Genomic DNA, 21,580 nt, shown 5'->3' with positions numbered 1-21,580 from the left:
ATCCTCCAGTACCGGCCTGGGCCTGGTGACCCTCGTGGCTTGAAGGAAGGCCGCGAAGATCATTCCCGGATACGGCTGCCGGGCGTCAACTGCCGTGCGTGCGGCGGGCGTCGGCCGTCCGTGGCCGCCCCGTACTGGGTAGGTTGTCCGCGGGAGCGGCGAATCGCCGCTCGCTCGGGGGAGGAACAGATGCAGGGCGCGGTGCTGGACGGGCGCTATGAGCTCCTGGACCGGATCGGTGCGGGCGGCATGGGGCAGGTGTGGCGGGCCGAGGACACCCGGCTCGGGCGGCGGGTCGCCGTCAAACTGCTCAGCGTGCCGCAGGGCACCGGGGGTGAGACGCGGGAACGGCTGCTCGCCATGTTCGTCCGCGAGGCGCGGGCCGCGGCGGCGCTGGACAGCTCGTACATCGTGCCGGTCTTTGACCACGGTATGCACGAGGACGTGCCCTATCTGGTGATGCCGCTGATCGCGGGCAGCACGGTGGGGGATCTGCTGGCCGCCTCGGGGCCGTTGCCGCTGCGGCAGGTGGCGACCATCGGTGCCCAGGTCTGCCGTGCGCTCGCGACGGCGCACGCGGCCGGGATCGTGCACCGGGACATCAAGCCGGCGAACGTGATGGTGACCGGGGAGGACACGGTCAAGATCCTCGACTTCGGAGTGGCGAAGTTCGTGGACGCGACGACCGCCCCCGGCTATCTGACCTCCTCCGGGGACGCGCCCGTCGGCACCCTGCACTACATGGCCCCGGAGCGGTTCACCGGCCAGGGCGACGACGGCGGTACCGACGTCTACGCCCTCGGCTGCATGGTCCACCAAATGCTCACCGGCGCCCCGCCCTTCGACAGCGGCTCGGCGGTGGCCCTGATGCACGCCCACGTCTACGAGACCCCGGGCCCGCCCTCCGCGCGGCGCCCCGGCCTCGCGCCCGCCTGGGACAACCTCGTACGCGGGATGCTCGCCAAGGACATCGACCAGCGCCCCGACGCCCGCCACGCACAGGCCGCCCTCGAGGCCCTGGCCACCGACGCCCAGCGGGAACCGGGCCCGGCGGCCCCCGCCACCCCCGGCGTCACGGACAAGCCCCCGGCCCCACCCGCGCCCGCGCACGCACCCCCGACTCCCAAGTCCCCGACTCCCAAGGCCGCGGACAACCACAGCGACACCAACACCACCAACAGCAACACCGATACCGGCGCCTTCCTGCTCGCTCCACCCCTGCCCGGCAACGGACCGGCCCCGACCCCAGCCCCCACCGCGGCCCCGGCCCCGACTCCGACTCCGGCCGGGTACGGCCCGCCCCCACCCCAGCCCGCGAACGCCGCCGTTCCCACAGCCCCCTCCGCAGGAACGGCACCGCCCCCGCTCCCACCTGCCCCGCCCTCCACTCCCGGCGCGGCCGCCCTGAGCGCATCCACCCCGGTTACGCACACCCCGGTTACGGCCACCCCGGGCCCAGCCACCCTGGGCGGCCCCACCCTCCCCCCGGGCCCCGGCACCCGACCCCGAGGCGCCGCGCGCAACCGGCGACGCTGGGCCGCCCTCGGAGTAACCGCCGCCCTGGTGGCGGGAGTCGGAACCGTCGCCGTCGTGCAGCCCTTCGACGGACTTTCCCTCTTCTCCGGCGACGGCGGCTCGGACGACAACTCCCAGGGCGACAAGGGTGACAAGGGTGACAAGGGCGCCAATCCCGATGACGACGGGAAGGGCACCCCGGGAGAGGTGGCGAAGGCGGCCAGGACCGAGACCCTGAGCGTCGGCACCGCCGAGGACTCCCGGGGCCCCGCGCCCGCCGTACGCGCGGCCGAGCCCGGCGGCACGATCGGCGTCCTGGAACCCGGTGACCTCGCCACGCTGGACCCCGCCGCGGTCATCGACAACACCGAGCGGGCCGTCATGGGCCTCACCCACCGCTCCCTGACGGGCCTGAAGACGGCGCCGGACGGCACGGTCAAGGTGGTCGGCGACCTCGCCGAGGACGCGGGCAAGTCCTCCGACGGCGGCCGGACGTGGACCTTCCGGCTGAAGCCGGGGCTGAAGTACGCGGACGGTACGCCGATCCGGTCGGCGGACATCCGGCACGGGATCGAGCGCACCCTCGGCCCGGACGGCACCGGCAGCAGCACCCTGCGGCTGTTCCTGCTCGGCGCCTCCAACACGGGTGGCTTCGGCTCCACCGAGGTCAGCGCCGAGACCGTGATGCGTACCCCGGACGACCGTACGATCGTCTTCCGCCTCGCCCAGCCGCACCACGACTTCAACGCCGTGCTGACCGACTTCTCGACGGCCCCGGTACCGGTCTCCTTCACCCAGAAGCCGGGCGGCGCCAAGAACCCGCCCAGCAGCGGGCCTTACCGGACCGAGAGCATCACTCCCGGGCAGAAGGCCGTCCTCGTACGCAACTCCCGGTGGGACGCGAAGACCGATCCCCTGCGCACGGCCTACCCGGACCGTTACGAGATCAGCCTGATGCAGCCCGCCCCGCAGATCGAGTACCGGATCCGTGCCGCCACCGGCACCGGCACCGACCCCCTGATGACCTTCACCGGGATGCTCTCCAAGAGCTCGGCCTCGAACACCGGCGCCGACAAGAACGGCCGCCTCGCCGCCGAGGCGTCGTACGTGAAGTACTACATGGTCAACACGCAGAAGGTGAAGGACGAGCGGGTACGGCAGGCCCTGCTCACCGCGCTCCCCGCCGACGACGTCATGCGCGCGACCGGCGACACGGGCAAGCGCCACCACAGCCTGATCCCGCCGGGCCTGCGCGGCGGGCAGCCGTCCGACCAGGCGGACCCGGACGGCCCCGGCAGCGGGGACACGGAGGCCGCCCGGCAGCTGCTCGAATCGGCGGGCGAGGACGGCTACCGCATCACCCTGCCCCGCATGCGTACGCCCGACTCGACCGCCACCACCGAGGTGGTCTCCGCCGCGCTGCGCAAGGCGGGCTTCGAGGTCACCGTCGAGGACGTCGAGGCGGGCGAGTACTACCGCAGGGCAGCCGCGGGCGACTTCCACTTCTTCCAGGTCGGCTACCTCCCGGACGCCCCCGTCGCCTCCGCCCTGCTCCCCGTCCTCTTCGACGGCCGCCTCACCGCCCCGAACACCGCCAACTACGCGCGGCTGAAGGACCCCGCCGTGGACCGGAGCATCGACGAGGCCTACGCCACGGAAGACCTCGCCGAGGCCGGGGACCGGTGGGCCGAGGTGAACGACCGGGTCCTCGCCGCCTCGGCGGCGGTCCCGATGTACGTGCCGCGCCCGGTCTACCCGGTCAGCCCGACCGTGGGCGGAGTCCAGGCGGGCCCGAACGGCCTGTCCCCGCTCAATGTTTACCGGGCGCGGTGACGGGGGCGGGAGCGGGGCGTAGCCGTACGAACTGGCTTGCGCGGGGCTCTCGTTCGTGAGTACCGGCGTGGTCGGACCCGCTGCCTGACCGCGATCCGAAGGCGGCTCAGTCAGGGCCGTCCGAGGCCGTTTTCTCGGGTTTCGTGTGGAGGATCTCGCGGGCCTGGTCCGCGGCGCGGGCGATGCTCTCGGAGACGAAGTCGACGAAGCGCGCGATGTTCTCCAGGCGGGCGGCGGCCGGGGTGCCCGTGCCGAGGATGCCGACGCCCTGCCGGGCGACCTCGCCGAGGTGGGCGGTGGCGCGGGCGCTGGCCATCGTGGATTGGTACATGACGTCGTCGTCGACGACGTAGCGCTCGCGGCGGCGGTCGTCGCGCTCCCGGCGGATGAGGCCCTGGCTTTCGAGGAACGTGACCGCTTTGGAGACGGAAGCCGGGCTGATCTGAAGTCGCCCGGCGAGTTCGGAGGCGGTGAGGCTGCCGGCGTCGGTGGTGTACAGGCCGACCAGCACCCGGGCCGTCATCTTGGGCAGGCCCGATTGCATGAAGACGGTGGTGAACGTCTCCTCGTACTCGCGTACGGCGTCGGCATCGCGCCCGTGGGCCTGCGGGGGCGTGTGGGGATCCGGGGGCACGGCCTTTCTGCGGCGGTGGGCGCGGTGTTCGGTGGCGCGGTGGGCGAGGTCGGCGCGGTAGGCGGTGGGGCCGCCGTTGCGCATCACCTCACGCGTGACCGTCGAGGTCGGGCGGTCGAGACGTCTGGCGATCTCCGCGTAGGCGAGGCCGTCCGCCAGTCCCAGCGCGATCTGCTGGCGTTCCTGCTGGGTGAGTCTGCCTCCCGGCATCGCGGTCTCCTTCGTGGTCCGTGGTGTCTCCAGGATAGCGTTCACTCTTGATTCATTGCAACGAAGCGAGTGGCGACTGTTGCATTAGATCTCAAATCATTGCAACGAATTTGCTGCCTCTACCTGCTGTGATGGCAATGGTGCGCAACGACCTAGTTGCCGTACTTAGAAACGCAACGTAGCTTTTCCCTCATCGGAAACAACGAGCGAAGGAAAAGTCCGATGCAGAAGTTCGACACCCACACCCCGGTGACCGCAGTCCTCGACGTCCCCGCCGGCCGCATCCAGTTCATCGCCGCCGACCGGGCCGACATCGCGGTCGAGGTACTCCCCGCGAACGCCTCCAAGAGCCGCGACGTGAAGGCGGCGGAGCAGACCGAGGTCGCATACGGCGACGACGGCGTCCTGCGGATCAAGGCCCCGGAGGCGAAGAACCAGATCCTCGGCCCTTCCGGATCCATCGAGGTGACCGTCCAGCTCCCCGCTGGCTCCCACGTTGAAGCGAAGGCGTCCCTCGGCGAGTTCCGGGGCGTCGGACGGCTCGGCGACGTCTCCTTCGAGGGCGCGCAGGGCTCGGTCAAGCTCGACGAGGCCGCGAGTGTCCGCCTGGCCCTCCAGTCCGGCGACATCTCGGTCGGCCGCCTGGGCGGCCCCGCGCAGATCAGCACCCAGAAGGGCGACCTCCGCATCGCCGAGGCCGTGCGCGGCACGGTCACGCTGCGCACCGAGTCCGGCGAGATCTCGGTCGGCGTCGCCCGCGGAGTCTCCGCCTCCCTGGACGCCGGCACCTCCTACGGCCGGATCCACAACGCGCTCAAGAACACCGACGGCGCCGACGCCGCCCTGACCATCCACGCGACCACCGCCTACGGCGACATCAGCGCCCGCAGCCTGTGAGCGGGGCACCCCGCGACGCCCTTCCGCTCAGCTGAAATCCCTTCCGTGACAGTTCTCGAGGAGCCCACCACCATGTCCCTCACTCTTACCGACCAGGACCGCCCGGAGCTGCGGAAGGCCATCGAGGAGATGGTCGAATCCGGTTTCACCGGGGTGACGATGCGCGTGCACGACGAGCGAGGCGAGTGGGTCGGCAGCGCCGGGGTGCGCAAGCTGGGCGAGACCGCGAAGCCGCCGAGCAACGGACACGTCCGGATAGGCAGCAACACCAAGACCTTCACCGCGACCGTGGTGCTGCGACTGGTGGCCGAGGGCCCGATCGCGCTGGACGACCCGGTGGCCGACCACCTGCCGGGATTCGGGCTGGACCCGAGGATCACGGTGCGGATGCTGCTGCAGCACACCAGCGGGGTGTTCAACTTCACCGGCGAGTACTACGACGACGGGACCTTCGCGCCGGGGATCCCCGCCACGACCGCGGGCCAGGAGTGGGTGGACAACCGGTTCAGGACCTACCGGCCCGAAGAGCTGGTACGGCTGGCGTTGTCCAAGCCGGCGCGGTTTGAGCCGGGGACGGACTGGAGCTACTCCAACACCAACTACGTGCTGGCCAGGCTGCTGATCGAGAAGGTTACCGGCCACTCGCTCGCCGAGGAGATGCGGCGGCTGATCCTGGGGCCGCTCGGGCTGTCGGACACCGTCGCGCCGGAGACCGACCCGGAGATCTCCGAGCCGCACGCCCACGCCTACTACCGGTACGAGGACACCGGCCGGGAGAAGACCGTCGACGTCACCCGCCAGAACCCCTCCTGGATCTCCACCGGCGGAGACATGATCTCCACGACCCGGGACCTCCACACGTTCATCTCCGCGCTGATGGGCGGCAAGCTCCTGCCGGCCCCGCTGCTGGCCGAGATGTGCGAGCCGCATCCCAAGGTCGGCTACGGACTAGGGGTGTTCGTGCAGGACGCGGGCGAAAACGGCGGCACCGTCATCACCCACAACGGCGGCATGGCGGGCCACGCGGCGCTGATGTACAGCACGCCCGACGGCAGCAGGACCCTGACCGCCGCGCTGAACTATGTCGACGACGCCGCACTGTCCATGGGAGAGGCGTTCCAGAAGGCGACGCAAAGGCTCGTCAAGGAGGTGTTCGGCGGCGGGCAGGCCGGAGCGGCCGACGCGGCCGAGGCGGCTCGGTAGGCAGGGCCGGCGGCGTGGACCGGTGGGAGTAGCAGCCGACCGCCCGGCTCGTTCGCGGGACCGGGCGGTCGGCTTCGGGGCCGGTCCGTCGAGAGCGCTCCGGACCGGCGTGCGGGAAAGAGGGGGTCGCGAGGGGGCCGCTCTGCCGCGGGCGGCGCTACTCCGTCGTCGCTACTCCGTCGTGTAGTACCGGTAGAAGAGCACCACGAACACGGAGAAGGCCACGCCGCACGCCATGATCGTCGACCGCAGCACGGTGCCTCCGGACTGGCTGTACAGGAAGCCGAAGGCGATGCCCGCGAAGGCCGTCCAGCTCAGGGCGCGCACCTCGCGCATCATCCTGTTCTTCGCCGAGTGCAGCAGCAGGCAGACCAGCGCGAAGGCCGCGCCGCAGACCACGCCGAACAGCACGTTGCCGGTGGTGATGGGACCCGCGTCCCTACGGTTCCCCGCGGCCCACACTCCGTAGACGAGCCCGCCGATCACGGGCAGGATCACCGCCCAGGCCGGGGACACCAGACGCTGTTGCCCGGCTCCCGCGTGGCTGCCGGGCACCTGGGTCGCATGGTGCGTCGCATGAGCCATCGCCCGCTCCTCTCCGGCGTGCGCGTACATATACGTCCGTACGTACGTTCCCGTTCCGTTCCCGGGGCTTACGGGCCGCTCGGCTCCGGTCGCACCGGCGCCCTGGCGCTCCCGCGTACGCGAACGTTCTCCTCATCCAGGGCACACCCGGTCGCGTGACACGGCAAGTCGACGGGACGGTCCGGCAGGCCCGACGCCCGGCGGCCACTACGCACCAGGCGACCACTTCGCACCATTCGTGCCGGGCGCGCACACTGGAAGGCACCGAGGGCCCCTGAGGGCGCGCGAGAAAACGAGACACAACGCGCAGGACAGAGAAGCGAGACACAAGCGCGAGAGGCAGAAGGGGCGCAGGAGCAGAAGAGGCGCAAGAGGGGGACATAGAGGAGGGGGCAGAGAAGGGGATAGAGGAGGGGATAGAGGAGGGGGGACAAGAGACGGACAGTCCGGGCACAGATGCAGGCGCAGCTCAGGACACGAAATACGGACCAACCACGGACCACCCAAGCCCGGACCGGTAGCCCACAGGGCGGGCCGGACAGGCCGAAGGAGGACCACCCCATGAACCTCGCACCCCTCGCCCCGCTCTTCGAACGACCCGGCCCCTGGGCAAGCGTCTACGCCGATACCGGGTTCGCCGACGAGCGCACCGTAGACCGCCGCCCCCTACAGGCCCGCCAGGCCGCCCGCGAACTCGCCGAACAGGGTGCTGACGACGCGACCTGCCACGCCGTACAGGAAGCCCTCGGCGAGGCGGCCTACGGGTCGGGCCATCCGGGCATGGCCGTCTTCGCGGCGCACGGCGAGGTGGTACTGGATCCGCCGCTGTCCCTGCGCCCGCCCCAGGGCGTGTCGAGCACCTGGGCCTCGCTGCCGCACATGGCCCCGCTGCTCGACTACGCACCCGACGAACCGCTGTGCCTGGTCGCCTACATCGACCGCATCGGCGCCGACTTCGAGGTGCGCACCGCGACCCGGCGCAGTCCGGCGGGCGGGGTCGACGGCTGGGACTGGCCGGTGCACCGTACGTCGAACGCGGACTGGTCGGAGCGCCACTTCCAGCTCAGCGTGGAGAACACCTGGGAGGAGAACGCGCTGACCGTCGCCCAGGCACTCCAGGACTGTGTGGAACAGACGGGCGCGGGCCTGGTGATCCTCGCGGGCGACGAGCGTGAACGGCGCTCCGTACACGAGAAGTTGCCGCAGCACCTGCGCGCCCAGGTCATCGAGACCGAGCACGGCGGCCGCGCCCAGGGCTCCGCCTCCCGGCTGCTCGACGAGCACGTGGACGCCGCCCGCCACGCCTTCACCGAACGCCACGTCCAGGAGGAACTGAGCCGGTTCCTCGCCGCCCGCACCCCGACCTCGGGCCACATCGACGCGACGGAGGGCGTGCCCGCACTGGTCGACGCGGCGCGCGAACACCGCATCGCCGAACTGTTCCTGAGCCCCGAGGGCGCCGAGACCCGCCGCCAGGTCTGGGCGGGCCCGGATCCCGACCAGATCGCGGTCCGCCGCACCCAGGTCCAGTACCTCGGCGCCACCGACCCCTTCCCGGCCCGCGCCGACGACGCGCTGCTCCGCTCGGCGGCCATGGCGGGCGCCGACGCGGTACTGGTCCACCCGGAGCCCGGCACACCGGCTCCGCTGGGCGGCCTGGGCGCACTGCTGCGGTGGCCGAACCAGGGGGAACAGCCGCCGCATGAGCCGGGGTTCGGCTAGTTCAGCGGCGTTTCGGTACGGAGGTTGTGGGCGAAGGCCGTCCAGGACTGGGGCGAGACCTGTATGACGGGGCTGTCGGTGCGCTTGGAGTCACGGATGGCTACGACGTGGGGGATGTTGCGGGCGACCTCGACGCAATCCATGCCGTTGGCGCTGCATGTGGATTTCACGAAAACGAAACTATCCACGGTCAGAAACCTTTCTGTATGCGGATGATGAGAGCGGCTGATTCTTCTGGCGAGAGACCGTGCCGCGCAGATTCGTCAAAGTGCTTGGCGAATTGACTGCTCTCGATTTCGTTCTCCACCCATACTGTGCCGCCATACACATCGCGATAGACAACATCCATGGCATCGGTCTCGGAAAACGACATGAGGCCGAAGGGGCCTGCCATGCACGGATGTGCGCCGGTCTGGAAGGGCAGCACTTGCACGCGCACGTTGGGCAGGTCCATCAGATCCAGGAGTCGCCCCAGCTGAGCACGCATGACTTTGGGCCCACCGACCTCTTGACGCAGCGCCGCTTCCCAGATCACGCAGTGGAGTTGAACAGGGTTGGGGCCAGTGAGCCGTTCCTGCCGCTTTCGCCTGATGTCGACGATTCCCTCGGCCTCCTCCCGTTCGTGCCATGACCCGGCGCGGGCTACCAGTGACCGGGTGTAATCCGCCGTCTGGCAGAGTCCGGGAACAAACGACATCTGCCAGGTGCGGATCCGGCGTGCGACATGCTCGGCCGAGATGTACTCGGAAAGCTCTTCGGCGGACGGGGTGTTGAGCCACCAGCCCTTCATCTTGCGGCGCTCTCGATCGGCCTTCGCCAAGGCCAACAGCCGCTCTATGGCCTCGGGATCATCCTGCCCGTACAAGTGGAAGAGGGCGCGCACGTCCGGGTCCCGGAGCGGTACTTGCCCGCGTTCGATCTTGGCCACCTTCGCTACCGACGCTGTGAGGGCCTCTGCGGCGTCGGTTTGTTTGAGGCCGCGCGTCTCGCGCATGCGGAGCAACTCTCCGCCGAGCTTGCGTCCCAGCACAGTTGAGACTGTGCGTCCACGATCTGGGTTGCTGCCAGCCATGCGTGGTCCCTCCGGTCTACTCGCCCCAAGTCTGTGAGCCCGACACTGCCGAACACAACTTCGGGGCAGAGAATTTTCTGCACGAACAGCTTGCTGCATAGTGCTGCGGTCGCTACTTTGAGTACGCATTCGCATGCGCAGCGACGTCAGTTGATATCTCTGCCCGTGCTGCACCATGCGCGGACGCGCGCTCCCCCGTTCTCTACTGCCTCCCGGACAAGGAGATGCCCGCCGATGCCCGCTGCCCGAAAGCCGTGCCCCCCACCCGGACGAAAGACCATCACCGAACCGGAGGCGGCCTCGCCCCCAACTCCCGTTCTCCACGAGGACTGCCTCATGTACAGCCCCCAAGCAGGCAGCGTCGGATTGGCGCGGCGGCGGACCAAGAGGCTGGTAGGCGAGTGGGGGTGCCCCGAACTCGCCGACGACGCCGCGCTGTTGGTCAGCGAACTGGCGACGAATGCCTTACTTCACGGCTGCCTGCGCGACCGGTTGTTCCAGGTTCGGCTGACCATGACCGCAGAGCTGCTGCGTATCGAGGTCAGTGATCCACGCGGCGAACGGATGCCGCAGCCCAGGGACGCGGAACAGGAGGAGAGCACCGGGCGCGGGTTGCTCATCGTCCGGAGTCTGGCGGCCCGTTGGGGCACGACGCCGCGCACGGTGGGCAAGACGGTGTTCGCGGAGCTGGACATGACGTCGCCGCAGCAGTGCGCTGCCCGGTCGACCGCTCTTCCCGAGGCTGCTCCGGGGACGACGAGAGAAGTTCCCGCCAACCGGCCCGTGTGAGGTCCGGCAGCGAGGCCGCGCGCGAAGCGCCCGTGGGATGCTGGGCCCCATGGACGATCGCTTCGAGAATCCTGAACTCCATGAATTCCTGGGAGCCTTGCGCCGAGGCGACATCCTCGCGGGCACCGTGGCGGCCATCGAACCCTTCGGGGTGTTCGTGGCGCTGGACGACGGTCCGCCGCACCCGGTCTTTCCCGGCGTCGGCTTCGTCACCTTCCCTGAACTGTCCTGGCGGTGGCTGGACGCGGTGACCGACGTCGTTCGGGTCGGACAGCGCGTCAGGGGCGAGTTCCTCCAGTTCGACACACGGAACATGGAGGCCAGGCTGTCCCTGCGTGCGTTGCAGCCGGACTTCTTCCAGGCGTACGCCGACGAGGTGGCAGTCGGGCAGGAAGTCCCCGGGACCGTGCGCAAGTTGGTCCCGTTCGGCGCCTTCGTCGAGGTGGCCGACGGGATTCAGGGGCTGGTGCGTCTTGAGGAGCTGAGCACGGTGCCGGTGGCGGACCCGGCCGATGTCGTACAGGTCGGTGACGAGGTACGGGTCGTCGTCACCGAAGTCGACAGGGAGCGCCGCAGGGTCGCCCTCTCCCGGAGGCTTTGCGCGCCCGGCGGCTGAGACCCCCGCACGGAATGATCCGGGATGCGCGTTCACGTAGGCGAAACCGCGTGAGTTCCTGTGCACTGCCCCAACCCGTGACGAGAGGCCGAGCCCGAGGCAATACTTGCGGCCCCCACCTCCCCTGGGAAAGGACCTGTGCCCAGTGAGTTCCTCGCAGCCGCTACCTGACCGGAGCCCCGCACGCCGGAAGCGCTCCGTCTGCCCGCGCCTCGGTCCGCTCGGCGTGGCACTGGCCGCGTCCTTGGCCGTACCAGTCGTCACCCCAACTCCCGCCGTGTCGGCCGAGGTTCCGGCCGGTGCCGCATCCGCCCCGACCATCGAGGAACAACGACTCGACCGCCCCGTCCCTCAGGAACTCCTGCGCCGCAGCGGCTTCGACGTGCTCGGTCCCCGGTTCGCGAAGGCGTTGGCAGGTGCGGAGTCGTACGAGGATGCCGAGCGGGTCGTGGCCGGGCGGGGTTCGGCCCTGTGGCAGCGTGCCGTCGAGCGGGTGCAGGGGCGGAAGGCGGCCTCGGGCGACCTGAGTCGAGACGACGACCGCCCGCTGTACTGGGCCCGGCTCACCATGACCCGCGAACTGCGGGGCTGGACACCGCAGTTCGAGCTCACAGACACCCAACGCGCCGCTCTCTTCCGCACGTTGGAAACCACCTCACGCGGCCAGGACGACGTCCGCTACCCCGGCGGCGGCGATGGCGCAGACGGCGCAGATGGCGCAGCCAACGACCGGCGGCGCGACGCCGCTCACGGCATCAAGCGCATCCTCCTCACCGGCTTCGACCCCTTCACCCTCGACCGGGACATCCGGATCAGCAACCCGTCCGGCGCCGCCGCCCTCGCGCTCGACGGCACCGTGATCGAGACCGCCGACGGTCCGGCCCGCGTCGAGACGGTCGTCTTCCCCGTCCGCTGGGCCGACTTCGGCGAGCAGGCCGTGGAACGCGCGCTCGCCCCGCACCTGCCGGACGTCGACCTGTTCACGACCGTGAGCCAGGGCCGCAAGGGCAAGTTCGACATCGAGCGCACCAACGGCGCCTGGCGCGGCGGCTTCGGCGACAACGACAACCTCTCGCGCACCGAGACCGTGCCGGTGAGCGACCCGGCCACGCAGCCCCAGTGGACGTCAACCACCCTCCCGTACAAGGAGATCACCGAGGCGGACACCGGGCGCTACCCGGTCTACGACAACAGGCAGGTCACCGAGATTCCGGCGGGCGGCACCGAGCCCGTGGTCCGTCCGGACGGTCCGACCGAGGACTCCACCGCCCGTGCCGGAGGCGGCGGCGACTACCTCTCCAACGAAATCGCCTACCGTGCCACCCTCCTACGCGACCGCCTCGGCCTCGACACCCTCCCCGGCGGTCATGTGCACACCCCTGTACTGGAGTTCGGCCCCGGCAACACCGACCCGGCGACCGGCACCGTCACCGACCCGGACTTCCTCCGCAACCGGGCCGACATCGTGGCGCAGGTAGGGGAGATCCTGCGGGTGGCGGTGGAGGCCCAGACGCGGCGTTAGGGGCTTGTGGGTTGGCCAAGTCGTAGAGCGGTTCCTCCAGTTCCTGGAGAACGGTCTCCCGGGCCTGTTGAAGCGCGTAGTTGGCCGCTTTACCGTGGGCCGGGGCCGGCGCCCGCCCACGCCCGTTCGGCTTGGTTGGCTTGTCAGTTCGGGCGGGGGATCGGGACGTCCGCGGGAGTTGTCGGCGGCTCGTCCAGTGGCGCGAGGCGGTGTGGGTCGTGGGCCTCCTGGGTCTGGCCGAGACGGCCGCTGAAGCGCAGCGTCTGCGCCGGTGCGGGCTCGGCGGGCCATACGAGCAGCAGGTAGGTCTCGGTCGGGGTGCTGGCGGTCTTGTCCCAGGCGATTTCGCGGCCGTGTGCGTGGACGCGGACGCGGTAGTCGGTCGCGCCATGCCCGGCGAGCGGGCTGCCGTCGTCGGCGGGTCCCTGGTCGAGGGATTCGAGGCGGAGTCCGTCGCGGGGTGCGTGGACGCTGGCTTCGACGATCTCGTCCCAGTCCAGGGACGTGTCCAGGTCCTCGGGCCGGGTGGTGAGGTACTTGGTGCGGGCGTGCACGTTGCCGGTGTGGATGCCGGAGTTGATGAAGGCTCCGCCTGCCCGCATCGGGGCGATCAGGCCGTTGGACCAGTCGGCTCCGTAGTGGGGGACCTCGTGGTCGTCCAGGAGTCCGAACAAGCCCTCCGGGACATGGACCTTGTGCCATGGTGCGGCCATCTGCAGAACCTTCCGTGCATACGGGGCGCTGTCTGCGGGCGGAGCCCTGGGGCTGATGGTGGCAGCGGGGTCGTTTTTACCGACGCCCCTCAAGAGAGGGTGCCCGCTCGGCAGAAGCACGTGGCCGTCGGGCGAGCACCGCGTGTCCTACCAAGCCGATAAGCAGGACCCCCGCCGCAACGAGAACGACGGTCCACGTTGCGCGGGCGACAGTCCCTTGCAGGGACGCCTCAAACCGCAAGCGCTGCGTCGTTTCGACGAGTGTCACCACAGGCACCAGCACGCGAAACGGCAGGCCGCGCAGTCCATCGGCACGGGCCAGATTTCCTGCGAGCCCCAAAAGAGGTCCGAGGAACAGGGCGACTACGCACCAGGCGATCGTTTTCGACAGGAAACTGTCCCAAGAAACCTGTGCCGCACCAGAAGGGTCAGCCAGGTTCGCCACCTGAAATTCCCCTTGCTTGAATTTTGTCGCATAGTAGGCGATCACCGCACTGGTAAGGGAAACGGCAGCCAGGGCGGCAGATTCAACTCTTGATTTTCTCGCGAGGCCTACACAAAAGGCGAGTGCGGCCCACGTCCATCCAGCAGCCAAGACGACATGTGCCACGTGGCCCATGCCGTCGGATGCTTCGAGGAGGGGGGCGAGCGCCCCGAAAACCGTACCGATGGCCAGTGCGGCCATGGGTGCCAGAACGTGGGAGCGTAATGAGAACACGATGCTCGAAGTGTCCTTTTCAGTGCACATGTAAGACTTGCCCCGACGTAGGCAGAGTTTATGGCGGTCGCCTGCCTCCGGTCCATGGCAGGTACTGGGGTTACCCGTCGAATGCCGTGAGTGGCCGGCACGCCAGGAGCCCGAACCAACTACCCAGCGGGGCGTGAGAGGTGCACGTCTAGGGGAATGGATCACCGTCCGCCGTAGCTGTCGTGAGCGGATCATGTCTGCGTGTTGCTTTGAGGGAGTGCCGAACCATGTCCACCGCATCCACCACGTCCGCCGCATCCACCGCATCCACCGCATCCACCGCGTCCACTGAATCCACCGCACAGCCCGCCGTCGAACGGGTCCGCGTCTCCGCCGAACCCGACTGGTACGAGTCGGCGGGTATCTCGCTCGGAGTCCGGGTCGGGAATCTGGTCTTCACTTCGGGGCAGGGGCCGATCGGCGCCGACGGGAGCACTGTCGGCGTCGGGGACTTCGAGGCGCAGGCCCGTCAGGCGCTGGCGAACCTGTCGACCGTGCTGACGAATGCGGGTTCCAGCCTGGCCGAGGTTGTGAAGGCCACCGTGTTCGTCACCGATATCGCTGCTCAGCAGGGGGTGTTCGCCAAGCTGCGTGCGGAGCACTTCCCGAACAAGCCGCACCTCGCGGAGTCGTTCGTGGAGGTGTCCTCGCTCGCCGACCCCGAGTGGATGATCGAGATCGAGGCGATCGGGCTCGTCGTCCGGTAGTCGGGAGGTCACCGGTAACTCGGTACGTCCCAACTCCACACGTCTCAGGCGGGGTTGCTGTCGCCGGATGAGGACTCGGCCCTGGCCCGTAGCTCGGACTCCACGGCCGCGCACACCCCGAGGAGGACCGTGAGCAGAGCCAGTACGAGCAGGGCGGGGTTGACGTAGTCCGGGACGGCGGCCCCGTACGAATCGCCGTACGGGACATGGCAGTTGAGGCGCAGCGGCAGGTACGAGATGTCGGTGCCGGAGACGTAGACAGCCTGCCCCTCCGGTGCCGCCTTCTTGCAGGCCATGTCGGTCATCGTCTCGTCGAGTACGAGTTGGGCGGCGCCCCAGAGGTACATCGCGCAGGTGGTGGCGGCGGCGAGCGCGGCGCCCGCGCGCAGCCGGACTCCGGGGGCGGAGTCCCGGATGCCGTGCTGGGCCAGCGTGCTCATCCCGTAGACCGCCGCCACCGCCGCGCCGGTCAGGACGGCGAGGATCACCACCAGGATCATGTGTCGGCCTCCGTGCTCCCCCTCCGGCGCCCGTGCGCCCGGCTGTTGTCAGTGTGCACGGTCGTTGTCAGTGGGCCCCACTACCGTTCCCTTCGTACTCACTTGATCACGGAGCGGAACCATCCATGGTGCACACGTCACCCACATCGCCTACGTACTCGCCCGTCCCGGAGCTGAACCTGCTCAAGGAATTCGAGGACAACTGCGAGGAGCCCTACGCGCAGTGGGGGTGGCTGGACGACTTCGGGGAGATGTCGTTCCTGGGCGAGGACCCCGAACTGCGGGACGGGCTGCTGCGGTTCGCGTCGGCCAACGGCAGCGGCTCGCTCTACGCGCTGTGGCGGCGCGATGACCGTGCTGATCTCGCCACGCTGCCGGTCGTGCTGCTCGGCGACGAGGGCGGGCTGCATGTCGTCGCCCGTGATCTCCGGGAATTCTTACGGCTGTTGGGCGCGCTCGAGGCCGGTCTCGCCTGCGACTGGGAGAACGTCTACGAGCGGGACGAGGAGGAGCTGCCCGGGCAGGCGGACTATCTCGCCTGGCTGGAGCGGAACTTCGGGCTCGCCCCGCCCGAGGAGGCGTGGGACATCATCCTGGAGGCCCAGGACGAGCTGGAGAAGGAGTGGACCCGGTGGATCCACCCGCTCCTGCCGGACGCCGTCTTCTCGTCCGTCGCCGAACTCAACCTCCTCAAACGGTTCGAGGACGGCGTCACGGAACGCTATGCGGGCGGGACCACCCTGCACGCCCCCGAGGACGAGGCGGGCGGCGCGGACGGCACCGCGGATCTGCTGGTCTTCGCCTCCGCCAACGACGACGGTGACGCCTTCGCGCTGTGGCGGCGCGACGACCGTGCCGATCTCGCCACCCTGCCCGTCGTGGTGGTCGGGGACGAGGGCGACTTCCACGTCGTCGCACGGAACGTACTCGACTTTCTCCAGTTCCTCGGAGCGCTCTGCGGCCTGGAGGTATACGTCGGGGGCGGCGGTGACGGCGACGAGAGCGACGACAGCGACGACCACAACCTCCCAGGCCCGCGCCTGCGCGCGTGCGAGCCGAGTCCCGGGCACGCGCAGTACCTCGCCTGGCTGAACGAGCGGTTCGCGCTGGCCCCCGCGCAGGACGCGGCCGCCGCGATACGGGCGGCGCAGGCGGACGTGGCCAGGTAGGCAGAGGACGGAGCGCGCGGACGGGGCCGGGACGGAGCGTGGACGGTGCGCGGTGTCGCGGCGGTCGTACGCGATGGTCCGTGCCGACGCCGACGCCGACGCCGACGCCGACGCCGACGCCGACGCCGACGTGGACGCGGAGGCGGAGGCGGAGACAGAGGCGGTGATCCGGGCGGCGTCGTTAGCCTGGCGCCATGGGACCCCGCCGTGCCGCCGTGGGCCCCGCCCGCGCCACGGCCGGGCGGGGCCCACGGCCCGCGCTACTACGGGGCCAGGGCCGGGTGCTCGTGGCGGTCGCGCTCGGTGGGGCGGTGGGGGCGGCGGGGCGGTACGGGGCCGGGTTGCTGTGGCCGAACGGCGCCTCGGGGTTCCCCTGGACGACCCTGCTCGTGAACGTCGTCGGCTGCGCGCTGATGGGCGTGCTCATGGTGGTGATCACCGAGGCCCGTACGACGCATCCGCTGGTCCGGCCCTTCCTCGGTACGGGGGTACTCGGCGGCTTCACCACCTTCTCCACGTACGCCGCCGACATCCAGCGCCTGACGGATCATCACCGTCTCCCCGTCGCCTTCGCCTACCTCGCCCTCACTCCGCTCGCCGCCCTCCTCGCCGTAGCGGCCGCATCGGCGCTGACCCGGCGCGTCCTGGTGGCAGCGTCCAGGGCACGGGAAGGAACCTGAATCCGACCCCGACCTCGACCCCGACTCCGACCCGAACCCCCGTCCCCAACTGCGATCCCGATCCCGATCCCGCGCACAAGAACGGACAGACCCCTCATGACGACACCCTCGCCGGAGCCGGGACAGCCCGAGCAGGGAAAGCCCGAGCCGGAACAGCCCCAGCCGCGGTTGCCGGACGACGCCCCGGCCCAGCTCTCCGGGCTGCGACTGACCGTCCTGGTGGGGGAGAGCGATCAGTACCGGCACCGGCCGCTGTACGCGGAGATCGTGCACCGGGCGCATCGCGCGGGGCTGGCCGGGGCCAGCGTGTTCCGGGGCATCGAGGGCTTCGGGGCCTCCTCGGTCGTGCACACGCAGCGGCTGCTCTCGCTCAGCGAGGACCTGCCCGTACTCGTCGTCATCGTCGACCGGGCGGAGAAGGTGCGGGAGTTCCTGCCGCAGTTGCGGGACGTACTGCCCGACGGCACCGCCGTCCTCGACCCCTGCGAGATCGTGCGCCTGAGCGAGGAACGGGGGGAGGGGGCAGACCCGCACGACAGCCCCGGCCCCGGCTCCGGACTCGGCCCCCGCCCCGGCGCCGACCCCGACCTGGACCCCGGCACCGAGGCGTGAACTGGCTGCTCGTCCTCGCCGGAGCCGTGGTCGGGGCGCCGTTGCGGTATCTCACCGACCGGGCCGTCCAGTCCCGGCACGACAGCGTGTTCCCGTGGGGCACCTTCACCGTCAATGTGATCGGCAGCCTGGTACTGGGCACCCTCACCGGCGCGGTCACCGCGGGCGCCGCCGACTCGGACCTCGCGCTGCTGCTCGGCACCGGTCTGTGCGGAGCCCTGACCACGTACTCGACCTTCTCGTACGAGACCCTGCGCCTGAGCGAGAGCGGCGCGAGGCTGTTCGCGCTGGCCAATGTGGCGGCCACCCTGGTGGCCGGGCTGCTCGCGGTGTTCGCGGGCGTCGCCCTCGGGGAAGCCCTCTGGGCGTGAACCCGGGACAGGACCAGGCAGCCACGGACGACGAACCGGAGCGGGAGCGCGAACCGGAGCCGGAGCGCGTCGGCCCACCCGGCCGAAAGGGACACGGCCGGACCGATCCCGACGAGAACCCTGCCGACGAGAACCGTCCCGACACGCACCATCCCGCCGAGATCGTCCCCAGCCGGAACACCGCTGGCCCCAACACCCCCGGCCTGAGCCCCTGGCGCTTCGTCGTCGCCTTCGGAGTCGTCAGTCTGCTCGCGGACTTCGTCTACGAGGGGGCCCGTTCGGTGACCGGCCCGCTGCTCGCCTCGTTCGGGGCGTCCGCGATGGTGGTCGGTGCGGTGACCGGTGCGGGGGAGGCGGCGGCGCTGTTGCTGCGGCTGGGCTCGGGGCCGCTGGCCGACCGGACCGGACGCTTCTGGAGCTGGACGATCGGCGGTTACGCGCTGACCGTGGCGAGCGTGCCGCTGCTCGGTGTGAGCGGGGTGCTCTGGGTCGCCTGCGCCCTGGTGATCGCCGAGCGGGTCGGCAAGGCGGTCCGCAGTCCCGCGAAGGACACCCTGCTCTCGCACGCGACGGCGGCCACCGGCCGGGGCCGCGGCTTCGCCGTGCACGAGGCGATGGACCAAATCGGCGCCCTGCTCGGCCCGTTGACCGTGGCGGGCATGCTCGCCCTGACCGGCGACGACTACGCGCCCACCCTCGCCGTACTCGCCCTCCCCGGCCTCTTCGTCCTCCTCGTGCTGCTCTGGCTCCGCGCCCGCGTCCCGAACCCGCAGACGTACGAGGTGCCGCAGGCATACGAGGAGAGCGCGGCGCCGAAGGGGCGTGCCAAGTCCCGAGCGGCGGTCGCCGAACCCGCCCAACTCCCGCGCGCCTTCTGGGTCTACGCCTGCTTCACCGCCGTCACCCTCACCGGCTTCGCCACCTTCGGTGTGCTCTCCTTCCACCTGGTCGAGAGCGACCTGGTGGGGGCCGCGGCGGTCCCCCTCGTCTACGTCGTGGCGATGGCGGCGGACGCGGTGGCGGCGCTGGCCACCGGCTGGGCCTACGACCGCACCGGCCCGCGCGTACTCGTCGTGCTGCCCGTGCTCTCCGGCCTCACCGCCCTGCTCGCCTTCGGCGACACGCTCTGGGCCGTACTGGCCGGGGCCGTGATGTGGGGCGCGGCGACCGGGGTGCAGGAGTCGACGCTGCGGGCGACCGTCGCGGACCTGGTCCCGGTCGGACGCCGGGCCACCGCCTACGGCTTGTTCGCGGCCGTGGTCGGCGGGGCGGCGTTCCTCGGCGGGTTGCTGACAGGCGCGCTGTACGAGCGGTCGGTACCGGTCCTGGTCACCGTCGTCCTCCTCATCCAGGCCTTCGCTCTCGTTCTTCTCCTCGCGAGCCGGGGCCTGTTGGCGCGTGAGCGCGCACGCGAGCGGGAGCGTGTCCGGGAGGGCTGACCGCACCTGCCACCGCCCCGAACCCGTGTACGGCCACCGGCCCACCCCCCCCGGCCGGACAACCGACTAACTAACCCATGGGTGAATTCGAGCCAACTTCACCCAATCATTGACGTGCCCCTGACCATTTCCCGCTCCAGGTGACACTCTGCCCTTCCGCAGTCACAACGCACCGCCTGCACGCCGGTGTTGCCGCCCCCGTGGCCCCGGCTCCACATCCGCGCGGAGGGTCGCGCGGCCGTCGCAGAAGGAGACCGCGTGAGACGCCTCGTGCGCACCGTCCCCCGTTCCGTCCTGGGCGTGCTGTTCGCCTCGGGCGCTCTGCTCGCGACAACTCTCCCGGCCGGGGCGGCCGTTGGTGATCCCGGCCCCGCCGCCTCGGGTGCGGCGCCGGTCGTGCACACGGCCGCCGCCACCGTCGCACAGCACGAGCGGGTCAGCGACTTCTGGACCCCCGAGCGGATGCGGCAGGCGCTGCCGCTCGACCTGCTCGACGCGAACCCTGCCGACATCCGTCCTGCCGGGTCGAGCTCGGGGGCGGACCGCGGTGACCGGACGCCGGGCGCTCAACTCCCGGGCAGGGCAAGCACGGTGGCGCCGGTCGGCCCCGCGGCCTTCCCCGAGGGCGGCGGGCCGTGGACGGGCGGCGGCAAGGTGGTCAGTACGGCGGGCCGGGTGTTCTTCACCTACGACGGGCGCACCGCCTCCTGCTCGGGCAACGCCGTCACCAGTACGAACGCCAGCACGGTGATCACCGCCGGGCACTGCGTGAAGCTGGAGGGCAAGTGGCACACCGACTGGACCTTCGTGCCCGGCTATCACGACGGCCAGGCGCCGCACGGCAAGTGGACCGCCGCCAAGACCCTGTCCACACCCCAGTGGACGGCGAGCGAGGACATGAACTACGACGTGGGCGCCGCCGTGGTCGCCCCGCTGGACGGCAAGCGGCTGACCGAGGTGGTCGGCGGCCAGGGACTCGCCTTCAACTCGGGCTACAACCAGGCCATGTACGCCTTCGGCTTCCCGGCCGCGGACCCGTACGACGGTGAGAAGTTCATCTACTGCAGCGGCACGGCCTTCCGGGACTTCCTGCTCACCGGCGACCACGGACTGAACTGCGACATGACCGGAGGCTCCAGCGGCGGCCCGTGGTTCACGCGGTTCGACGAGTCGACCGGTACCGGTCTGCAGTCCTCGGTGAACAGCTTCAAGTACACCTTCCTGCCCGGCGCGATGTTCGGCCCGTACTTCGGGGACGACGCCAAGAACCTCTACGAGCAGGCGCAGACCTCGTAGCGAACCGGCACGGCCCCGTACGGGCACCGTGCCCCACCGACCGCGGCCCGCTTTCCACCCCCGGGGAGGCGGGCCGCACCCATTCCCGGCCTTGTCCCGGCCCTCTCCCGATCCCTCTCCCGACCGTCTCCCGGCTCTCTCCCGACCTTCACATCGCCTTCCGCCGCCACGTCGGCCCCACGACCTCCCACTCCCGTTCCCACTGCCGCAGGCGGCGGCGGTCGAGTACGTAGCGGCAGCCGCGTTCGGTGAGCAGGACGGTGCCGCCGACGCCGAGGGCGGTCAGGCTGCCGGTGGCCACCGCGCCGCCCAACTGTTCGCCGGTGCTGGGGGGTTGGGAGATGGGGAGGCCGTCGGGGCCGACCCAGATGGCGATCTTGGCGCCCTCGTGGGTCTGCGGCGGCACCTTGGCGTGGGTGTGGTGGACGCGGCCCAGGTCGTCGGTCCAGCGGACGGGGGCGCTCACCCGTCCGTCGCCGATGCCCGCCTCCGAGGGCGTCTGTGCGGGGGCAGTGTCGGCGACGGTCGCGGTTATCTCCTGGCGGTCGGCCTGCTGCTGCTCGGCGGCGGCGACCACCATGCCCGCGGCGGTCGCACCCGCGGCCGAGCCGCCGACCACGGCCAGGGTCCAGGCGGAGAGCAGCATCCACGCCTCGAACCGGTCGCTGGCACGCCGTAGATCGTTGTGCCGCCAGTGCCAGAACCGTTGTCGTGTGGGACCGGTGACCGCCATGGTTCACGCACCTC

Annotated in this window: 22 protein-coding genes; 14 read left to right on the top strand and 8 right to left on the bottom strand. The window is 70.5% G+C overall.

The window, feature by feature from the left end; all coding sequences use genetic code 11:
* The first annotated feature begins 189 nt into the window (after nt 1–189).
* Nucleotides 190–3,348 carry an ABC transporter substrate-binding protein gene (locus HUT18_RS33285; RefSeq protein ID WP_217710497.1) on the top strand — a complete coding sequence of 1,053 codons (3,159 nt, stop codon included), beginning with the start codon at nt 190–192 and terminating at the stop codon, nt 3,346–3,348.
* A gap of 106 nt (nt 3,349–3,454) precedes the next feature.
* On the opposite strand, the gene HUT18_RS16030 is transcribed toward HUT18_RS33285, so the two are convergent.
* Nucleotides 3,455–4,192 carry a helix-turn-helix domain-containing protein gene (locus HUT18_RS16030; protein WP_176101329.1) on the bottom strand — a complete coding sequence of 246 codons (738 nt, stop codon included), beginning with the start codon at nt 4,190–4,192 and terminating at the stop codon, nt 3,455–3,457.
* Nucleotides 4,193–4,414: 222 nt separating this feature from the next.
* Here HUT18_RS16030 and HUT18_RS16025 point away from each other — a divergent pair, with 222 nt between their 5' ends.
* Nucleotides 4,415–5,089, top strand: coding sequence for a DUF4097 family beta strand repeat-containing protein (locus tag HUT18_RS16025; RefSeq protein ID WP_176101328.1), 675 nt, complete (start codon nt 4,415–4,417; stop codon nt 5,087–5,089).
* A gap of 72 nt (nt 5,090–5,161) precedes the next feature.
* The gene (locus HUT18_RS16020) at nt 5,162–6,292 is read left to right on the top strand and encodes a serine hydrolase (protein ID WP_176101327.1); all 1,131 of its coding nucleotides are present in this window, start codon (nt 5,162–5,164) and stop codon (nt 6,290–6,292) included.
* Between the two features lie 171 nt (nt 6,293–6,463).
* Here the strand turns inward: HUT18_RS16020 and HUT18_RS16015 are convergent, their stop codons facing one another.
* A complete protein-coding gene (locus tag HUT18_RS16015; protein WP_176101326.1) occupies nt 6,464–6,877 on the bottom strand; it encodes a hypothetical protein in 414 nt (137 codons plus the stop codon).
* A 561-nt stretch (nt 6,878–7,438) separates the two neighbouring features.
* Here HUT18_RS16015 and HUT18_RS16010 point away from each other — a divergent pair.
* Complete coding sequence (locus tag HUT18_RS16010) at nt 7,439–8,599, top strand: Vms1/Ankzf1 family peptidyl-tRNA hydrolase (RefSeq protein WP_176101325.1); 1,161 nt, start codon at nt 7,439–7,441, stop codon at nt 8,597–8,599.
* Here HUT18_RS16010 and HUT18_RS16005 read toward each other — a convergent pair.
* Nucleotides 8,596–8,769: a DUF397 domain-containing protein gene (locus HUT18_RS16005; protein WP_303246543.1), complete on the bottom strand. Its 174-nt coding sequence runs from the start codon at nt 8,767–8,769 to the stop codon at nt 8,596–8,598. The genes HUT18_RS16010 and HUT18_RS16005 overlap by 4 nt on opposite strands.
* A 20-nt stretch (nt 8,770–8,789) precedes the next feature.
* Nucleotides 8,790–9,629: a helix-turn-helix domain-containing protein gene (locus tag HUT18_RS16000; RefSeq protein WP_368661529.1), complete on the bottom strand. Its 840-nt coding sequence runs from the start codon at nt 9,627–9,629 to the stop codon at nt 8,790–8,792.
* A 378-nt stretch (nt 9,630–10,007) separates the two neighbouring features.
* Between HUT18_RS16000 and HUT18_RS15995 the strand changes: the two genes are divergently transcribed.
* The 3 genes from HUT18_RS15995 to HUT18_RS15985 all read left to right on the top strand — a co-directional run bounded on the left by HUT18_RS15995 (nt 10,008) and on the right by HUT18_RS15985 (nt 12,598).
* A complete protein-coding gene (locus tag HUT18_RS15995) occupies nt 10,008–10,460 on the top strand; it encodes an ATP-binding protein (RefSeq protein ID WP_254878633.1) in 453 nt (150 codons plus the stop codon).
* Nucleotides 10,461–10,509: 49 nt separating this feature from the next.
* Entirely contained in the window at nt 10,510–11,076 is a 567-nt protein-coding gene (locus HUT18_RS15990) for a S1 RNA-binding domain-containing protein (RefSeq protein WP_217710496.1), read from the top strand.
* 244 nt (nt 11,077–11,320) lie between these two features.
* Entirely contained in the window at nt 11,321–12,598 is a 1,278-nt protein-coding gene (locus tag HUT18_RS15985; RefSeq protein ID WP_176104574.1) for a pyroglutamyl peptidase, read from the top strand.
* Between the two features lie 143 nt (nt 12,599–12,741).
* Here HUT18_RS15985 and HUT18_RS15980 read toward each other — a convergent pair whose 3' ends face one another.
* On the bottom strand, nt 12,742–13,311 hold the full coding sequence (locus tag HUT18_RS15980) for a hypothetical protein (protein WP_176101320.1): 570 nt from the start codon (nt 13,309–13,311) through the stop codon (nt 12,742–12,744).
* Nucleotides 13,312–13,387: 76 nt separating this feature from the next.
* Nucleotides 13,388–13,996: a hypothetical protein gene (locus HUT18_RS15975; RefSeq protein WP_254878632.1), complete on the bottom strand. Its 609-nt coding sequence runs from the start codon at nt 13,994–13,996 to the stop codon at nt 13,388–13,390.
* 290 nt (nt 13,997–14,286) lie between these two features.
* Between HUT18_RS15975 and HUT18_RS15970 the strand changes: the two genes are divergently transcribed.
* Nucleotides 14,287–14,766: a RidA family protein gene (locus tag HUT18_RS15970; RefSeq protein WP_176101319.1), complete on the top strand. Its 480-nt coding sequence runs from the start codon at nt 14,287–14,289 to the stop codon at nt 14,764–14,766.
* Nucleotides 14,767–14,810: 44 nt separating this feature from the next.
* Here the strand turns inward: HUT18_RS15970 and HUT18_RS15965 are convergent, their stop codons facing one another.
* A complete protein-coding gene (locus tag HUT18_RS15965; RefSeq protein ID WP_176101318.1) occupies nt 14,811–15,266 on the bottom strand; it encodes a hypothetical protein in 456 nt (151 codons plus the stop codon).
* Between the two features lie 125 nt (nt 15,267–15,391).
* Here HUT18_RS15965 and HUT18_RS15960 point away from each other — a divergent pair, with 125 nt between their 5' ends.
* The 6 genes from HUT18_RS15960 (at nt 15,392) to HUT18_RS15935 (ending at nt 20,833) form a co-directional block, all read left to right on the top strand.
* Nucleotides 15,392–16,435: a hypothetical protein gene (locus HUT18_RS15960; protein WP_176101317.1), complete on the top strand. Its 1,044-nt coding sequence runs from the start codon at nt 15,392–15,394 to the stop codon at nt 16,433–16,435.
* Between the two features lie 194 nt (nt 16,436–16,629).
* Nucleotides 16,630–17,115 carry a CrcB family protein gene (locus HUT18_RS15955; RefSeq protein ID WP_176101316.1) on the top strand — a complete coding sequence of 162 codons (486 nt, stop codon included), beginning with the start codon at nt 16,630–16,632 and terminating at the stop codon, nt 17,113–17,115.
* A gap of 168 nt (nt 17,116–17,283) precedes the next feature.
* Entirely contained in the window at nt 17,284–17,727 is a 444-nt protein-coding gene (locus HUT18_RS15950) for a DUF190 domain-containing protein (protein WP_254879021.1), read from the top strand.
* Nucleotides 17,724–18,098: a fluoride efflux transporter CrcB gene (crcB, locus tag HUT18_RS15945; RefSeq protein WP_176101314.1), complete on the top strand. Its 375-nt coding sequence runs from the start codon at nt 17,724–17,726 to the stop codon at nt 18,096–18,098. The genes HUT18_RS15950 and crcB overlap by 4 nt, the downstream gene beginning before the upstream one ends.
* Entirely contained in the window at nt 18,095–19,537 is a 1,443-nt protein-coding gene (locus HUT18_RS15940; RefSeq protein WP_254878631.1) for an MFS transporter, read from the top strand. The genes crcB and HUT18_RS15940 overlap by 4 nt, the downstream gene beginning before the upstream one ends.
* 396 nt (nt 19,538–19,933) lie before the next feature.
* Nucleotides 19,934–20,833 carry a serine protease gene (locus HUT18_RS15935; RefSeq protein WP_254879020.1) on the top strand — a complete coding sequence of 300 codons (900 nt, stop codon included), beginning with the start codon at nt 19,934–19,936 and terminating at the stop codon, nt 20,831–20,833.
* 148 nt (nt 20,834–20,981) lie between these two features.
* Here HUT18_RS15935 and HUT18_RS15930 read toward each other — a convergent pair whose 3' ends face one another.
* On the bottom strand, nt 20,982–21,566 hold the full coding sequence (locus tag HUT18_RS15930) for a hypothetical protein (RefSeq protein WP_176101312.1): 585 nt from the start codon (nt 21,564–21,566) through the stop codon (nt 20,982–20,984).
* Between the last annotated feature and the right edge of the window lie 14 nt (nt 21,567–21,580).

This window comes from Streptomyces sp. NA04227 (assembly GCF_013364195.1).
In the GTDB taxonomy this organism is placed as follows: domain Bacteria; phylum Actinomycetota; class Actinomycetes; order Streptomycetales; family Streptomycetaceae; genus Streptomyces.
This window is presented reverse-complemented; position numbering and strand designations above follow the sequence as displayed.

Bases quoted from the DNA above. Each gene is read 5' to 3' on its own strand.
- HUT18_RS33285 (WP_217710497.1), top strand. From the start codon at position 190: ATGCAGGGCGCGGTGCTGGACGGGCGCTATGAGCTCCTGGACCGGATC.
- HUT18_RS16030 (WP_176101329.1), bottom strand. From the start codon at position 4,192: ATGCCGGGAGGCAGACTCACCCAGCAGGAACGCCAGCAGATCGCGCTG.
- HUT18_RS16025 (WP_176101328.1), top strand. From the start codon at position 4,415: ATGCAGAAGTTCGACACCCACACCCCGGTGACCGCAGTCCTCGACGTC.
- HUT18_RS16020 (WP_176101327.1), top strand. From the start codon at position 5,162: ATGTCCCTCACTCTTACCGACCAGGACCGCCCGGAGCTGCGGAAGGCC.
- HUT18_RS16015 (WP_176101326.1), bottom strand. From the start codon at position 6,877: ATGGCTCATGCGACGCACCATGCGACCCAGGTGCCCGGCAGCCACGCG.
- HUT18_RS16010 (WP_176101325.1), top strand. From the start codon at position 7,439: ATGAACCTCGCACCCCTCGCCCCGCTCTTCGAACGACCCGGCCCCTGG.
- HUT18_RS15995 (WP_254878633.1), top strand. From the start codon at position 10,008: ATGTACAGCCCCCAAGCAGGCAGCGTCGGATTGGCGCGGCGGCGGACC.
- HUT18_RS15990 (WP_217710496.1), top strand. From the start codon at position 10,510: ATGGACGATCGCTTCGAGAATCCTGAACTCCATGAATTCCTGGGAGCC.
- HUT18_RS15980 (WP_176101320.1), bottom strand. From the start codon at position 13,311: ATGGCCGCACCATGGCACAAGGTCCATGTCCCGGAGGGCTTGTTCGGA.
- HUT18_RS15975 (WP_254878632.1), bottom strand. From the start codon at position 13,996: ATGGCCGCACTGGCCATCGGTACGGTTTTCGGGGCGCTCGCCCCCCTC.
- HUT18_RS15970 (WP_176101319.1), top strand. From the start codon at position 14,287: ATGTCCACCGCATCCACCACGTCCGCCGCATCCACCGCATCCACCGCA.
- HUT18_RS15965 (WP_176101318.1), bottom strand. From the start codon at position 15,266: ATGATCCTGGTGGTGATCCTCGCCGTCCTGACCGGCGCGGCGGTGGCG.
- HUT18_RS15960 (WP_176101317.1), top strand. From the start codon at position 15,392: ATGGTGCACACGTCACCCACATCGCCTACGTACTCGCCCGTCCCGGAG.
- HUT18_RS15955 (WP_176101316.1), top strand. From the start codon at position 16,630: ATGGGACCCCGCCGTGCCGCCGTGGGCCCCGCCCGCGCCACGGCCGGG.
- HUT18_RS15930 (WP_176101312.1), bottom strand. From the start codon at position 21,566: ATGGCGGTCACCGGTCCCACACGACAACGGTTCTGGCACTGGCGGCAC.